The sequence below is a fragment of the Arcobacter sp. ISO1 genome (assembly GCF_058105185.1).
In genome coordinates this window covers 209,051-224,326 of sequence record NZ_CM176573.1, presented here as the reverse complement: position 1 = coordinate 224,326, position 15,276 = coordinate 209,051, and the positions used below count along the sequence as shown (strand labels likewise).

Sequence of the window (15,276 nt, the reverse complement as noted above, 5' to 3'; positions counted from 1 at the left end):
ACTTAATGATATTTAAGGCAAAAAATTGAATTTACAAATGAATTTAAAAGATGAAATTTTAAAATTAAAAGATGAACTAGATGTTACATTAGTTGCACACTTTTATCAAAGAGACGAGGTTTTTGAATTAGCAGACATCACTGGGGATTCATTAGAACTAGCAAGAAAAGCAAAAGAGACAGCATCAAAGTATGTTGTTTTTTGCGGTGTTGGATTTATGGGAGAGAGTGTAAAAGTTCTAAGCCCAGAAAAAACTGTGCTTATGCCAAAAGTTGCATGTTGTGCCATGGCAAGAATGATTGATGAGGGTTATTATGAACAAAACCTAAAAGTCATAAATGAAGCTGGAATATCAAATGATGATATTTTACCAATAACTTATATCAACTCTAGTGCAGCTGTTAAAGCAAAAGTTGGAGAGATGGGTGGTATGGTTTGTACTTCATCAAATGCATATAAAATCATTGAAAAAGGTTTACAATCAGGTAAAAAAATCTTTTTTGTACCAGATAGATGTTTAGGTCAAAACTTTGCAAAATCTTTAAATCTTAAATCAGCAGTTGTTGGTGATGGTTCAGACTTAAAAGAAGCAGATATTATTTGTTATAACGGTTTTTGTTCAGTTCATCAACTATTTACAACTGAAGACGTAGAGTTTTACAGAGAAAAATATCCTGATATCTTAATCGCAGTTCACCCAGAATGTGATCCAGCTATTTGTGACATGGCAGATTTTGTTGGTTCAACTTCTCAATTAATAAAGTATATAAAAGAGTTACCTCTTGAGCAAAAAGTTGCTGTAGGTACTGAATACAATATGGTAAATAGATTAAGAGAAAAAAACACATATATTTTAAGTTCTACAAAACCAGAGTGTCCAACTATGAATGAAACAACTTTGGAAGATGTATATAAGACATTAAAATCAATAAAAGATAACAATATAAGCGAAGAGACATTAATCAAAGTTGACGAAAATACTATCAAATGGGCAAGAGTTGCTTTAGAGAGGATGCTTGAAGTATGATAAATATTAAAAAATTTGTTAAAAATGCCATTATTGAAGATAATGGTAGAGGGGATTTATTTTATGATGTTGCTCCAAAGGGAAGATTTACAGCAAAGGTAATTACAAAAAATGATGGAGTCTTTGCAGGAGAAATTTATGCAAAGGCTTTAGCAAAAACTGAAAAATTTGAGTGTAAGTTTTTAAAACATGATGGAGATAAATTAAAAAAAGGTGATGTTATAGCAAAACTTGAAGGTAAGGCTTCTATTTTACTTTCAAGTGAAAGAACCTTTTTAAATATGCTTCAACATGCAAGTGGAATTGCAACTATGGCAAATAGATTTGTTTCACAAATTGAAGGTTTAGAAGTAGCTCTTTTAGATACTAGAAAAACAAGACCTCAGTTAAGGGATTTTGAAAAATATGCAAGTAGAGTAGGAGGGGCTAGAAACCACAGACTTGGACTTGATGATTGTTTAATGTTAAAAGATACACACTTAAGAACAATCAATGACTTAAAATCTTTTATAAAAGATGCAAGAAAAAGAATCTCTTGGGTTACAAAAATTGAAATAGAGTGTGAAACTTTTGAGCAAGTAAAAGAATCAATGGATGCAGGTGCAGATATTATTATGTGTGATAATATGGTTCCTGAACAAATCAAAGAAGTTGTTGAATTTAGAAATAAAAACTATCCAAATGTATTATTAGAAGCTAGTGGAAATATCTCTTTAAGTACAGTTAGAGATTTTGCATTAACTGGAGTTGATGCATTGAGCTCAGGAAGTATTATTCATCAAGCAACTTGGCTTGATTTTTCTATGAAGTTTGATTAATTTACTATTGGTTAATAAAAAAAAGGCATACTTGAACCTATGAAAAAAGACTTTATTGTAAATAATAAAATAAATATGAGTGATTTTGCAAAGGCTTTACAGCTTATTGAAAAAAGTAGGTATATCCTAATAATTACCCATGTTAATCCAGATGCTGATTCAATCTCTTCATCTTTAGCATTATCAAATCTACTTTATGAAAATAAGATTAAACACAAAGTTTTTAATATAAGTTCTGACTTACCTCAAAACTTGGATTTTATATCAAGGTTTGAAAAGATAACTGACCAATTACCAAGTTTTTACGATTTGGTTATTTCTGTTGATTGTGGTTCTGAAAAAAGATTTGGTTTTAAAGTAGATGAAAATATACCATTAATAAATATTGATCACCATGCTTCAAATGATCATTTTGGAAATATAAATTTAGTTGACCCATTCAAAAGTTCAACTGCAGAGATTGTGTATGATTTTTTTAAATTTAATGGATTGTATATTACAAAGAATTCTGCAACAGCACTTTATGTTGGTATTTATGATGATTCTTTGGCCTTTTCATTGGGTAGATGTGATGAACTTACTTTTGATAAAGTTAATCATTTAGTTGAGTTTGGTGCAAACCCTTCAGAGATTGCTAATAAACTTAAAAGAAGAGATTCTTTAGCAAAATATAGAGTTTTACCAAAGGTATTAGATTCTTTGGAATTGCATAGAGAAGGTGAGGTCGCTACTATTTATGTAAGAAATGAATGGTTAGATCAAACAGGTGCTCATACAAGAGATTGTGAAGATGCCTTAGATATGATTATGAGTATGAAAATTGTAAGAGTTACAATTTTTGTTAGAATTGTGAATGGTTCAAGTAGGGTATCAATTAGGTCAAAGGGTAAAATTAATGTTGCAAAAATAGCTGCCATATTTGGTGGTGGTGGACATATAAATGCAGCAGGTTTTACAGTTGATTCATTGGATGTGGATGAAGTTAGAAATTTAGTATTAAAGGAAGTTCTTGAGAAGGCGAAATAGTAGTTTTAAAAATATTTTAACATTGATGATATTATCAATTATAGTTGCAATTGGAGCATTTATTTATTTTTCTCCTATATTTGAGAAAAAAAATCCTATGGTTACATTTTTAAATAATGGATATTGGAATGCAAAAGATAAGTTAAATATTAAACTTGAAGATGAAAGTGGAATAAAGTCTTATAAAATCTCTTTTAAAGTAAATGATGCAAACATTGAAGTTCAAAATAAAGTATTAGAATCAAAACAAAATAAACTATCTATTGATATAAGTCCAATTAAAGTTGACCAAAATGTAAAAACAATTAAACTTGCAGTTGAAGCTTATGATAATAGTATGTGGAATCTATTTAGAGGAAATACTATTTATAAAGAGTTTACTTTAAATATTGATAGAAAAAGACCACTTGCAAGGGTTATAACAAATTCATACAATATAAAAAGAGGTGGAAGTGCAGCAGTTGTGGTTCAGGTTAAAGATGAGAACTTAAAAGAAAAATATATCACTTTTAATGATAAATATAGATTTGAACTGATTCCATATTTAAAAGATGATTTTTATGCTGCAATTATAGCTTGGCCTGTAGAAATAGAATTTGATCAATTTGATATTGTAAATTTGGTTGCTGTTGATGAAGCTAATAATGTAACTGTTAGAAAAGTTCCTCTTTATATAAAAGATTTAAAAATCAAAAATGACAAACTAAATATTTCAGATAATTTTATAAACAAAGTTTCAATTCCTGTACTACAAAAAAGTGATATGGAAGTACCTACTTCAAATGATGAGATTTTTATAAAACAAAATAGATTATTAAGAGCAAAAAATGTTTCTACAATTAGAAATGAATCTATTAAAAATATGTCAAAAGAGATGATTAACAATTTTTCAATAAATCCATTTAGAAGATTAAGTGGTTCTAAAACCTTTGCAGGATTTGCAGAAAAAAGAGAATATTTTTATGAGGGACAAAGAATAGATGAAGCTTGGCATCTAGGAATGGACTGGGCAAGTATAAAAAGAGCTCCAGTAAAAGTTTCAAATAGTGGAACAGTTATATTTAATAACTACCTTGGAATTTATGGGAATACTGCAATTATTGACCATAAACTTGGATTACAATCTTTATATGCTCATACAAGTAAACTAAATGTTCAAAAAGGTGATTTTGTAAAAAAAGGTGACAATATTGCAAATACTGGAAGCACAGGTGCTGTATTTGGAGATCATTTACACTTTGGAGTTTTAGTTCAAGGTATTGAGGTAAATCCAATCGAATGGATGGATAAAAACTGGATAAAAACAAGAATATTAGATATCCTGTCTAAAGCAAAACAAGAGATAAGAAGTAGTAAATGAGACAAAGAACAATAGCAAAAAGTGTAGAGATTGTTGGAATAGGGCTTCATAAAGGAGTTCCTGTTAAAATGAAACTTGAACCTTTAGACTCTGATATGGGAATTATCTTTTATAGAGTTGATAAAGGGATTACAATACCACTTAAAATTGAAAATGTTGTTGATACGAAAATGGCAACAGTAATTGGGAAAGATGATGTTGTTGTTTCTACTATAGAACATCTATTATCTGCAGTTTATGCTTATGGAATTGATAATTTAAGAGTTGTAATTGATAATGATGAGGTTCCTGTACTTGATGGAAGTTCATCTGGTTATTGTATGTTGATTGAAGAAGCGGGTATAAAAGAGCTTGATAAAAGTAAAAAAGCTATTAAAATCAAAAAAGATGTTGAGATTGTAACTGAAGATGGCAAAAAAGTTGCCCTAAAACCCTCAAAACATATTATTTATGATTTTTCAATAGATTTTGAACATCCATCTATTGGAAAACAAAATTTCCACTTTGATTATTCAATTAGTGAATATAAAGAAAATATTTCTAGAGCTAGAACTTTTGGTTTTTTACATGAGGTTCAATATTTAAGAAGTATTGGACTTGCACAAGGTGGTAGTATGGAAAATGCTATTGTTCTTGACCAAACAAAAATTTTAAATCCAGAGGGTTTAAGATATGATGATGAGTTTGTTAGACATAAAATTTTAGATGCAATTGGTGATATGGCCTTATTAGGTTATACCCTTGTTGGAGAATATGATGCTCATGCAGGGAGTCATCATCTAAACCATTTACTTACAAAAAAACTTTATGAAGATAAAGATAATTATGAGATTATAGATTTAGAAGAAGCTGAAGCAGAAGCCCATGTATTTGAGATGGCTTATGCAAAAGTTCAATCTTAGGAGAAAAGAATAGAAGTTTTAGTTATAAGTATATCTAAACCACTTTTGGTTGGAATCTATGAGAATAAAAAACTGATTAAAAAATATGAAAATGATGGTGTAACCTCAGATATTTTACCTTTAATATTTGAGAAAATTTTAAATGAATATAAAATAAATAGAATTTATTATGTAAATACACCAGGATCTTATATGGCAATAAAAGTTGCTTATGTATTTTTAAAAACTCTGTCAATAACAAAAAATATTGAATTAAAATCGTGTAGTGGTTTTGAATTTAATGGGGATTCTCCTATTAAAGCTTTGGGAAAAAAATATTTTATAAATGATGAAAATGGTATTAAAGTTGACTTTTTAGATAATAAGAGTACAATGTCAGACTTTAAATTACCAGACCTTATAGAAAATATAAATTTTTCAGATGAGACTCTGCCAATATATAATTTACCTGCTGTATAAAAGGAAAGCGTTTGAGAATTAGTGTTCCAGCAACAAGTGCCAATTTAGGTCCAGGATTTGATACTCTAGGATTGGCAATTTCACTTCATAATCAAGTGAGTATAAAACCTTCAAAATTTCATAGTGTGAGTTTAAAGGGTGAAGGTTCTAATAATCCAGTTTTAAAAGACAATAATATGTTTATTGCGATTTTTAACGATTTTTATCATAATCTTTCACATAAAAAAAGACACTTTAGATTTGAATTCTCAAATGAGATCCCACTTTCAAGAGGATTAGGTAGTTCTTCTGCGGTTATTGTTTCTGCAATTGCTAGTGCATATGCAATAGAAGGAATAAAAATTGAAAAAGAAAAATTACTAAATTTAGCTTTGGCTTATGAATCACATCCTGATAATATCACACCTGCTGTTATGGGTGGGTTTAATGTTTCTACAGTACATGAGAATGAGGTTAAATTTATAAAAAAAGATATGCCAAGATCATTAAAAGCAATTGTTGTTATTCCAAATAGACCTATGTCTACGCAGTTGTCAAGAAAGGCATTACCTTTTAAGTATTCTAAAGAAGATGCAATATTTAATATATCACATTCCTCTTTACTAACAGCAGCATTTATAAATGAAGATTGGAATATGTTAAGAACTGCATCATTAGATAAAATTCATCAAAAATATAGAATGAAGCAAATGCCTGAACTATTTGATGTACAAAAAACTGCATTAAAACATGGGTCTTTAATGAGTACTTTATCAGGGTCTGGATCAACTTTATTCTCTGTTGCATTTAATGAAGATGCAAAAAGAATAGAAAATGAGTTAAACAAAAGGTTTCCTCATTTTAGGGTATTAACTAGAGGATTTGACAACGATGGTGTTGTTATTAAAGATTAAAGAATATTTAAATTAAGCAAGATTTAGGTATAATATTGACTATTTTGAAAAAACCAATACGAACTTGTGTCATTTGTAGAGGAAAATATCCTCAAAATGAACTATTTCGTTTAAAGTGTGAGGATAAAAAACTTGTACCATATGATAATTATGGCAGAAGTTTTTATATCTGTAATGATTGTATTTCAATACTAAAAAATTCACAAAACAATCAAAAAGATTTCAAAAAAATAGAAAAAGCACTTTTTAGAGAGTGTAAAAATAAAGATGACTATATAGGACAACTTAAGGAGATATTAACGCATGTCAGATAATGTAAGAGTTTATGAAATAGCAGAAGAAGCTGGGGCTAGTAGCAATGAGGTTATTGCCAAAGCAAAAGATTTAGGAATAGAACTTAAGTCACCACAAACTGCAGTTTCATTTGAAGATGCTGAAGAGATTGCGAACTACATAATGACTGGAAAGAGTAGTAAGCTAAAAAAACCTGCAGCAAAAATCAAAAAAGAAGCACCAAAAACAGAAGAAGAAACTGTTGAAAAAACAGAAGAGAAGAAAACTATTGAAGAAACGCCTAAAAAAGAGGAAGTTAAAGTAGAAGAGAAAAAAGAGGAAGAGAAAAAAGAAGAAACTGTTGAAAAAACAGAAGAGAAACCTCTAAAAAGTATATCTCCTAAGAAAATCATTCCTAAAAGAAGAGGTTTGAAAATCATTAAAAAGAAAAAGCCTCAAGAAAAAGTTGAGACTAAACAAGATGAGATAGCAATACCAACTTCAAATCTTAAAAAACCAATGAAATCTCTTAGTGAAATTTTAGGTGGTAATAATTTAAATGATAAATCAAGTGAAAAATCAGCTCAAACACCTCAGTCAAAAGTAGCTGCTAAGAAAAAAGAGAAGAAAAAACAAGCAGCTAGATCTCATGACCATGGTAAGGTGATTGAGTTTGAAGCAAAAACTAGACAAGATTTCAATGATAAAAGTGATGAATCATTATTAGGTGAAGAGGTTGTTCTTCTTGATATGGATTTAGCTGATACATCAAAATTATTTGATGAGCCTAAGCAAAATCAAGATAATAAAAGACAAACTAGATCATCAAGACCTGCTGCCTTTGGTAATAGACCACAAGGATTAAAAAGAGGTAAGAGAAAGAAAAGAATTAAAAGAGTTGAAGAAGATATTGAAATTACAGAAATTACAATTCCTGAAGATGTAAGAGTATATGAGTTTGCAGAAGCTTGTGGAAAATCACCAGCTGAAGTTATTACTGTACTATTTGGTCTTGGGATGATGGTTACTAAAAATGACTTCTTAAAACAAGATGAACTTGAAATTCTTGGTGAAGAGTTTGGTATTGAAGTTACCGTAAAAGATGCTTTAGAAGATGCAAATTATGTTGATGATTATTTAGAAGAAGAGATTGATGATTCTAACTTTGTAACAAGACCTCCAGTGGTTACAATTATGGGTCACGTTGACCATGGTAAAACTTCACTTTTAGATAAGATTAGAAGTTCAAAGGTTGCAAAAGGTGAAGCCGGTGGAATTACTCAACATATCTCTGCTTATACAATTGAACAAAACAAACAAAAAATCACTTTCGTGGATACTCCAGGACACGCCGCTTTCTCTTCAATGAGAGCTAGAGGTGCTGATGTAACTGATATTGTAATTATTGTTGTTGCAGCTGATGATGGTGTTAAACCACAAACAGAAGAAGTTATATCTCATGCAAAAGCATCAGGATGTCCAATTATTGTTGCTGTAAACAAAATGGACAAAGAATCTGCAAATATGGATATGGTTAAAGCTCAAATGGCAGAAAAAGAGATGACACCAGTTGATTGGGGTGGAGATATAGAATTTATTGGAGTTTCTGCTCATACAGGTCAAGGTATTGATGATTTATTAGAAAATATCTTACTTCAATCTGAGATGTTAGAACTTAAAGCTGACCCAGATGCAAAAGCAAAAGCTACTGTAGTTGAATCTTCTTTAGAAAAAGGGAGAGGACCAGTTGCAACAATTATTGTTCAAAACGGTATCTTAAAAGTTGGAGACAATATTGTATGTGATACTACACATGGTAGAGTAAAAGCTATTACAAATGATATGGGTAAACCAGTAAAAGAACTTGGGCTTTCTGAAACAGGAAATGTTTTAGGATTAAATGATGTTCCTGCTGCTGGTTCAATTCTTGTTGTACAAGATACTGATAAAGAAGCAAGAGAAATAGCAACAACTAGAGCTGAACATGCAAGAGCTAAAGAACTTTCTAAATCAACAAAAGTATCTTTAGAAGAAATGAGTGGATTAATTGCAGAAGGTAAAATAAAACAATTACCAGTAATTATCAAAACTGATGTTGGTGGTTCATTAGAAGCAATTAAAGGTTCATTAGAAAAAATTCAAAATGAAGAAGTAAAAGTAAAAGTGATTCATGCTGGTGTTGGTGGAATTACTGAATCAGACTTAATTTTAGCTAGTGCATCAGAAGGGTGTATTATCTTAGGATTTAATGTAAGACCAACTGGTTCTGTTAAGCAAAAAGCAAAAGCTGATGGAATTCAAATTAATACGTACTCAATTATTTATGACTTAATTGATGATATTAAAGATGCATTGTCAGGTATGATGACAGCAGTAATTAGAGAAGAAAATACTGGTCAAGCAGAAGTTAGAGATACATTCGTTGTTCCAAAAATTGGAACAGTTGCAGGATGCTTCGTAACTGATGGAAAAGTAATTAGAGGTGGTCATGCAAGAATTATTAGAGATGGTGTAGTTACTTATACTGGTAAAATTTCATCACTAAAAAGATTCAAAGATGATGTTAAAGAAGTATCAAATGGTTATGAGTGTGGTATTATGTTTGATAAATTCAATGATATAAAAGTTGGTGATTTTATTGAAACATTTATACAAATTGAAGAGAAGAGAGAAATTGATTTATAAGGTTGATTTTTGAAAAGTATTAATCTTCAAAGAACTGAATCATTGTTGATGGAGCTTATTCCTGAAGCTTTATCGACATTGAATGACGCAAGAATTTGCTCTTTACCTATTACAGGTGTAAATTGTAAAAATGGTAAATATGATGCAACTGTATATTTTGATGGAAGTGATTTTGAAAAAAATGAGATGGCAGGTGTTATTTCAGCTTTAACAAAAGCAAATGGAAGAATCAAAGAATATATACTTAGTGCTACTGGTTGGTATAAATGCCCAACATTCAAATTTGTTAACGATACATCATTCGAATCTTCAAAAAATATTGAAGATTTATTTAGACAAATTGAGAAGAAAAAAAAGGATGAATCATGAATCTTGAAGAATCTATTGAAATAGCTGTTCAAGGTTGTGGTGCAGAAATTTATGATATTGTAACTTTAAAAGAAAATGATAAAAATGTTTTTAGAATTTATGTTACAGCTAAAGGTGGAATATCTTTAGACAAATGCGCAGAAATTTCAAGAATGATCTCACCTATTTTAGATATTGAAGAACCTATGAAAGGTAATTATAACCTAGAAGTTAGTTCACCTGGGATAGAAAGAAAACTAAAAAGACCACAACACTACAAAGCATCAATTGGTGAAAAAGTTAAACTAAAAGATTTTAATAAAGATACTATTAAAGGCGAACTTATTTTTGCTGATGATAATGAAATTAAAATCAAAACTGAACATGGCGAAGAGATTATTGCATATGATGAGATTTCTACAGCCACAACTTATTTTGAATGGTAGATTAAACAAATGATTATTAATGATAATTTCTTTATGAAGTTAGCCATTGATGAAGCATGGAAATATCAACTTTTAACTTACCCAAATCCAGCTGTTGGATGTGTTGTTGTAAAAAATGGTGAAATACTATCTATAGAAGCACATAAAGAAGCTGGAATGCCCCATGCTGAAGTTAATGCATTAAAAGCTGCCTATCTTAAAAAACACCCAAATGATGTTATTAAAACAAAAAGAAAATCAGAAGATATTCATGAGTATCTAATTAAAAATCATAATGGTTTTTTCAATGATTGTGAAATTTTTGTTACACTTGAGCCATGTAATCATATTGGAAAAACTCCTGCTTGTGCAAATCTTTTAAAAGAGCTAAAACCAAAAAGAGTAATTATTGCCCATGAAGATACTAATAAAGTAGCTTCAGGTGGTTGTGAGACTTTAGAAGAAGCAAATATAGATCTTAGTCTAGGTTGCATGAAAGAAGAAGCTCACGAGCTTTTATTCCCATTTATTAAATGGTCAGAAAACACTTTTGTATTTTATAAAATGGCACAAACCTTAAATGGTAGTATTGATGGCAAAATATCCTCTAATCAAGCCTTAGCTTATGTACATACATTAAGAGATAAAATTGATTTAATGCTTATTGGTGGAAATACAGTTAGAACAGATAAGCCAACACTCGATGCTAGATATATAGCTGGAGATGCACCTAATATAATGATTTATTCAAAAAATAAAATTTTTGATACAAATATTCCTTTGTTTAAAATACCAAATAGAGAAGTTATTATTAGTGATGATTTATTTAAATTACTTGATTATAAATTCGTGATGGTTGAGGGAACTTATAATTTATTAGATAGTTTAAAAGAAAGAATTGATTATTTGGTTTTACTTGTTAGTCCTAAGATTAGAAAAGGGCTTAATGCTTTAAAGGATATTGATATAGATTTTGAAATTGTTCATGAGAACTTCATTGGACAAGAGAAAATAATTTACCTAAAAAGAAAAAGTTAGATTTGAATTTAATAATTTAAACTATAAATATTTATTGTTAGAAACAAGAGAGAGGTTTTTTTGAGGAAGGAGCTTACAAATGTAAGTGACTGAAGAGAAAAAATCTCTATCGCAGTTAATAGCGATAAAGATTTATAGTTTTATTTTACTTTTTCTAGATACTCACCCGTTCTAGTGTCACATTTAATAATGTCACCTTCAACTAAGTGAAATGGTATTTGAACAACTGCGCCACATTCAAGTGTAGCTGGTTTTTTACCACCTTGTGAATCACCTTTAAAGTTTGGTGGAGTTTCAACGATTTTCATTTCTACAGTCATTGGTGGTTCAACAGTAATTGCTTCACCTTTGAAAAACATCATATCAACGTTCATTCCATCAATAATCCATTTTTCAGCATCACCAACTTGATCATAGGTTAAACCAATTTGGTCATATGTATCTGTGTCCATAAATTGTAACATCTCACCATCATCATATAAGAATTGCATAGTCTTTTGTTGTAAATCTGGAGTTCCAAATTTATCACCAGCATGAAACGTTTTTTCAATAGTTTTTGCATTTAAATAGTTTTTGATTTTACATCTTACAAATGCTGCACCTTTTCCAGGCTTAACATGTGCATAATCTGTAATTTTGTATGGAATACCATCCACTTCAATTTTTAAACCTTTTTTTAAATCACTCATTCCTAATGCCATAACTACTCCTTAAATTTCTGCATAAGATACTGCAATAGCATCTTGGATACTACCAATCTCTTCTAGTAATTTACTATTAATAGTATCATCAACTAAAATGATTGCTAATGCATCTTTATTTTTGCCACGTGCAAGTCTAAAGTCAGAGATATTAATTCCTCTATCACCAAGAAGTTTACCAACATTTCCAATTACACCAGGTACGTCATTATTTCTCATCATAACCATTTTACCTTTTGGTTCAATATCAAAATCAAATCCATCAAGTTCAACGATTCTTTGAACATCATCATCAAAAACAGTTCCTGCAATAGAGTTTACTCTTTTTTCAGTCGTGATTTTAACTTCTACTTTGTTGCTATAACCACTACAATGTTCAACTTCAGAAGTTTCAAATTTAATACCTTTTTCTTCAGCTATAAACATTGCGTTTACATAGTTAACTTCATCTCCACCAATTACACTTAATGCACCAACTGTAGCAAAAGTTAATAATGAATCAAGATACTCTTTAATTTCACCTTCTGCTTTAACACTAATAGATCTAATTGCTGATTTATCAAGTTGTGCAGATAAAAATGCAATTTTTTGAGTTAATTCAATATACGGTTTAACAAATGAAGGAATTTTGCTCTCATCAATTGGTAAATTAAGTGCATGTGGGTAAGAGATACCTCTAGCTGATTCAATAGCATTTTGTGCAGCTTGAACGGCAATTTTCTTTTGTGATTCTCTAGTATTTGCACCTAAGTGTGCAGTAACAGTAATATTTGGTAAATCAATTAATTTATTATCAGTTGCTGGCTCTTTTTTAAATACATCGATTCCAGCCATTTTGATTTTTCCAGATTTTAGATTATTGTAAAGTGCGTCTTCATTATAAAGTCCACCCCTAGCACAGTTAATTAAAACTACACCATCTTTCATCTTTGCAATCTCTTCTTCACCAATCATGTCAATAGTTTCTTGATTTTTTGGTGTATGGATTGTAATAATGTCACAATCTAAAATATCATCAAAATTTGTAGTGTATGTTACACCTAAATCAGTTGCTTTTGTTGAAGGAATGTATGGGTCATAAGTAATTACGTCCATTTCAAATGATTTAGCTCTAAGCCCAACTCTATGACCGATGTTACCAAATCCAATAATTCCTAGTTTTTTACCAAATAATTCGTTACCATACCAATCTTCTCGTTTCCAGATTTTATCTTGTTTTAATTGGTTGTGGGCATAAGGAAATTTTCTCATACAAGATAGCATGTGAGCCATAGTAAGTTCAACTGCAGCAATAGTGTTAGCAGTTGGTACATTCATAGCAATAATACCTCTTTTACTACAACCTTCCATGTCTACATTATCATAACCAACACCAGCTCTGATAATTGCTTTTAAGTTTGTAGCTGCGGATAAAAATTTCTCATCAACATCAGTTGAAGATCTTGTAATTGCTACATCTGCATCTTTAATTACGTCTAATAACGTAACTTTATCAATATCAGCAGCATATACATAGTTTATATCCTCTGTGTTTTTTAAGATATTTAATCCATCTTCATGGATATGGTCACAAACTACAATTGTATGTTTACTCATTTTTCTATGTCCCTCAATTATTTAATTTGATCTTTTAATAAATCACCTAAAGTCATAGCTGTATCATCATTAACAGCTTTTAAGGCTTCTCTTTCTTGTTGTTGTTCTAATCTTTTTACAGATAATCTAACTCTATTTTTCTTAGTGTCAATATTTACAACAACTGCTTCTAGTTCATCACCAGCATTAACTTCTTCAGCATTTAATGGTCCAAAGTCTTCATTTCTAATTAAACCATCTAAATTATCTTCTAGTTTAATAAAGATTCCGAAATCTTTTTTATCTTTAACAGCACCTTTTACAATGTCACCCATTTTATGTTCGTCTTGGAATTTTTTTGCAGGTGAATCAGCGATCTCTTTTACTGATAATGAAATATTTTCTTTTTCTCTATCAATTTTGATAATCTTAACTTCAACTTCGTCACCTTTTTTGTAAAGTGATTTACATTTTGCATTTGATTCCCAAGAAGCTTCTTCATTGTGTAATAAACCATCAACTTCACCAATAGTAACAAAAGCACCAAAATCAGTTAAAGTTGCAATATTTCCTTTTACAACATCACCAACTTTATACTCTTTTGTAAATTTAGCGAATGGTTTCTCTTGTAAGTTTTTAAGAGATACTCTTAATCTTTTTTTATCAACATCTAATTCAATAACTTCAACATTTACTTCTTCACCTAAAGTTAATAAGTCTTTTGGATTTTTTAAGTTTTTATTCCATGAAATTTCAGAGATGTGTAATAAACCTTCGATGTCATTACCTAAATCAACAAATGCACCATAAGATTCAAAGTTAGAAACTGTTACAGTGATAGTATCACCAACTTCTAATTCATCTTTAATCTCTTCCCATGGATTAGGAAGTGCAGCTTTAATTGATAATGATAAGTGTTGTTTAGTTTTGTCATAAGATAATACTACAACAGTAACTTCGTCACCTTCATTGTAATAGTTTGCAGGATTAACAGGACCTTTGTAAGAGATTTCATTGTAGTTTACTAAACCATCAATTCCACCTAAGTCAATAAACATACCATAAGAAGTGATTTTCTTAACAATACCATTTACTGCTTCATTTTTTTCTAAGATCTCATTAACTTTAGAATCTTTTTGTTCTTTTGATTCTTCAATAAGTTTTTTTCTAGAAACTATAATTGAGTTTTGAGCTTCGTTTACTTTTAAAACTTTTGCTTTAACTTTTTTACCTACTGCACCGTGAGCTTTTAAGTAAGATTGAGCCATTGGCATGAAGTATTCTAAACCAGAATCATCTTCAATAATAAATCCACCTCTATTTTTAACAGAGATAATTTTACCTTCAATTGTTACATTCTCAACATTTTCACCATGTTCTTTTACAAATGCATCAAATTTTTCTTTTTGAAGAACTTTTTTGTAAGAAATAGATGGTCTTTCACCTTTATTTCCCATTAACATAACTGGAATTGTTTCCCCAGCTTTGTATTTAACTTCTCCACCAATAGTGATTTCAGATAAGTTTAATCTACCTTCAATCTTTTGACCAACATCAACAAGTACACTATCACTAGTGATTTCAACAATTACACCATCAACTACAGAGTTATTCTCAGCATTCTCAAAAGACTCTTCAAGCATTTGTGCGAAATCAAAGTCTTCACCTAATTCTATATCATCAATACCCATTTTATTCCTTCGTATTTACCGTTTTTTATTAAATGGTGACGATTATATCCAATGC

The 15,276-nt window shown here is 30.0% G+C and carries 15 protein-coding genes; 12 read left to right on the top strand and 3 right to left on the bottom strand.

The window, feature by feature from the left end; genetic code table 11:
- The first annotated feature begins 37 nt into the window (after positions 1-37).
- From nadA to ribD, 12 genes are read left to right on the top strand one after another with little or no spacing between them, the layout of a single operon-like run.
- A complete protein-coding gene (gene nadA / locus AC2TY9_RS01080; protein WP_489780442.1) occupies positions 38-1,027 on the top strand; it encodes a quinolinate synthase NadA in 990 nt (329 codons plus the stop codon).
- A complete protein-coding gene (gene nadC, locus AC2TY9_RS01075; RefSeq protein WP_489778896.1) occupies positions 1,024-1,845 on the top strand; it encodes a carboxylating nicotinate-nucleotide diphosphorylase in 822 nt (273 codons plus the stop codon). Before nadA ends, nadC begins: the two co-directional genes overlap by 4 nt.
- A gap of 39 nt (positions 1,846-1,884) precedes the next feature.
- Positions 1,885-2,871, top strand: coding sequence for a DHH family phosphoesterase (locus AC2TY9_RS01070; protein ID WP_489778894.1), 987 nt, complete (start codon positions 1,885-1,887; stop codon positions 2,869-2,871).
- Positions 2,855-4,231: a M23 family metallopeptidase gene (locus AC2TY9_RS01065; RefSeq protein WP_489778893.1), complete on the top strand. Its 1,377-nt coding sequence runs from the start codon at positions 2,855-2,857 to the stop codon at positions 4,229-4,231. Before AC2TY9_RS01070 ends, AC2TY9_RS01065 begins: the two co-directional genes overlap by 17 nt.
- Positions 4,228-5,133, top strand: coding sequence for a UDP-3-O-acyl-N-acetylglucosamine deacetylase (gene lpxC, locus AC2TY9_RS01060; protein ID WP_489778891.1), 906 nt, complete (start codon positions 4,228-4,230; stop codon positions 5,131-5,133). Before AC2TY9_RS01065 ends, lpxC begins: the two co-directional genes overlap by 4 nt.
- Positions 5,134-5,178: 45 nt before the next feature.
- Positions 5,179-5,592 carry a hypothetical protein gene (locus AC2TY9_RS01055; protein WP_489778889.1) on the top strand — a complete coding sequence of 138 codons (414 nt, stop codon included), beginning with the start codon at positions 5,179-5,181 and terminating at the stop codon, positions 5,590-5,592.
- Positions 5,593-5,603: 11 nt separating this feature from the next.
- Complete coding sequence (gene thrB, locus AC2TY9_RS01050; RefSeq protein ID WP_489778887.1) at positions 5,604-6,485, top strand: homoserine kinase; 882 nt, start codon at positions 5,604-5,606, stop codon at positions 6,483-6,485.
- A 35-nt stretch (positions 6,486-6,520) separates the two neighbouring features.
- Entirely contained in the window at positions 6,521-6,799 is a 279-nt protein-coding gene (locus AC2TY9_RS01045; RefSeq protein ID WP_489778885.1) for a DUF448 domain-containing protein, read from the top strand.
- Positions 6,789-9,443 carry a translation initiation factor IF-2 gene (gene infB, locus AC2TY9_RS01040; protein ID WP_489778883.1) on the top strand — a complete coding sequence of 885 codons (2,655 nt, stop codon included), beginning with the start codon at positions 6,789-6,791 and terminating at the stop codon, positions 9,441-9,443. Before AC2TY9_RS01045 ends, infB begins: the two co-directional genes overlap by 11 nt.
- A 9-nt stretch (positions 9,444-9,452) precedes the next feature.
- A complete protein-coding gene (rbfA, locus tag AC2TY9_RS01035; protein WP_489778881.1) occupies positions 9,453-9,812 on the top strand; it encodes a 30S ribosome-binding factor RbfA in 360 nt (119 codons plus the stop codon).
- Complete coding sequence (gene rimP / locus AC2TY9_RS01030; protein ID WP_489778880.1) at positions 9,809-10,237, top strand: ribosome maturation factor RimP; 429 nt, start codon at positions 9,809-9,811, stop codon at positions 10,235-10,237. The genes rbfA and rimP overlap by 4 nt, the downstream gene beginning before the upstream one ends.
- A gap of 9 nt (positions 10,238-10,246) precedes the next feature.
- Positions 10,247-11,254: a bifunctional diaminohydroxyphosphoribosylaminopyrimidine deaminase/5-amino-6-(5-phosphoribosylamino)uracil reductase RibD gene (ribD, locus tag AC2TY9_RS01025; protein WP_489778878.1), complete on the top strand. Its 1,008-nt coding sequence runs from the start codon at positions 10,247-10,249 to the stop codon at positions 11,252-11,254.
- Positions 11,255-11,394: 140 nt separating this feature from the next.
- Here ribD and efp read toward each other — a convergent pair whose 3' ends face one another.
- The 3 genes from efp to AC2TY9_RS01010 are packed head-to-tail and all read right to left on the bottom strand — an operon-like array spanning position 11,395 to position 15,221.
- Positions 11,395-11,955: an elongation factor P gene (gene efp / locus AC2TY9_RS01020; RefSeq protein WP_489778876.1), complete on the bottom strand. Its 561-nt coding sequence runs from the start codon at positions 11,953-11,955 to the stop codon at positions 11,395-11,397.
- 9 nt (positions 11,956-11,964) lie between these two features.
- Complete coding sequence (gene serA / locus AC2TY9_RS01015) at positions 11,965-13,551, bottom strand: phosphoglycerate dehydrogenase (RefSeq protein ID WP_489778874.1); 1,587 nt, start codon at positions 13,549-13,551, stop codon at positions 11,965-11,967.
- 17 nt (positions 13,552-13,568) lie between these two features.
- Positions 13,569-15,221, bottom strand: a complete 1,653-nt coding sequence (locus AC2TY9_RS01010) for a 30S ribosomal protein S1 (protein WP_489778872.1) — start codon at positions 15,219-15,221, stop codon at positions 13,569-13,571.
- Between the last annotated feature and the right edge of the window lie 55 nt (positions 15,222-15,276).

Bases quoted from the DNA above. Each gene is read 5' to 3' on its own strand.
- nadA (WP_489780442.1), top strand. From the start codon at position 38: ATGAATTTAAAAGATGAAATTTTAAAATTAAAAGATGAACTAGATGTT.
- nadC (WP_489778896.1), top strand. From the start codon at position 1,024: ATGATAAATATTAAAAAATTTGTTAAAAATGCCATTATTGAAGATAAT.
- AC2TY9_RS01070 (WP_489778894.1), top strand. From the start codon at position 1,885: ATGAAAAAAGACTTTATTGTAAATAATAAAATAAATATGAGTGATTTT.
- lpxC (WP_489778891.1), top strand. From the start codon at position 4,228: ATGAGACAAAGAACAATAGCAAAAAGTGTAGAGATTGTTGGAATAGGG.
- infB (WP_489778883.1), top strand. From the start codon at position 6,789: ATGTCAGATAATGTAAGAGTTTATGAAATAGCAGAAGAAGCTGGGGCT.
- rimP (WP_489778880.1), top strand. From the start codon at position 9,809: ATGAATCTTGAAGAATCTATTGAAATAGCTGTTCAAGGTTGTGGTGCA.
- ribD (WP_489778878.1), top strand. From the start codon at position 10,247: ATGATTATTAATGATAATTTCTTTATGAAGTTAGCCATTGATGAAGCA.
- efp (WP_489778876.1), bottom strand. From the start codon at position 11,955: ATGGCATTAGGAATGAGTGATTTAAAAAAAGGTTTAAAAATTGAAGTG.
- serA (WP_489778874.1), bottom strand. From the start codon at position 13,551: ATGAGTAAACATACAATTGTAGTTTGTGACCATATCCATGAAGATGGA.
- AC2TY9_RS01010 (WP_489778872.1), bottom strand. From the start codon at position 15,221: ATGGGTATTGATGATATAGAATTAGGTGAAGACTTTGATTTCGCACAA.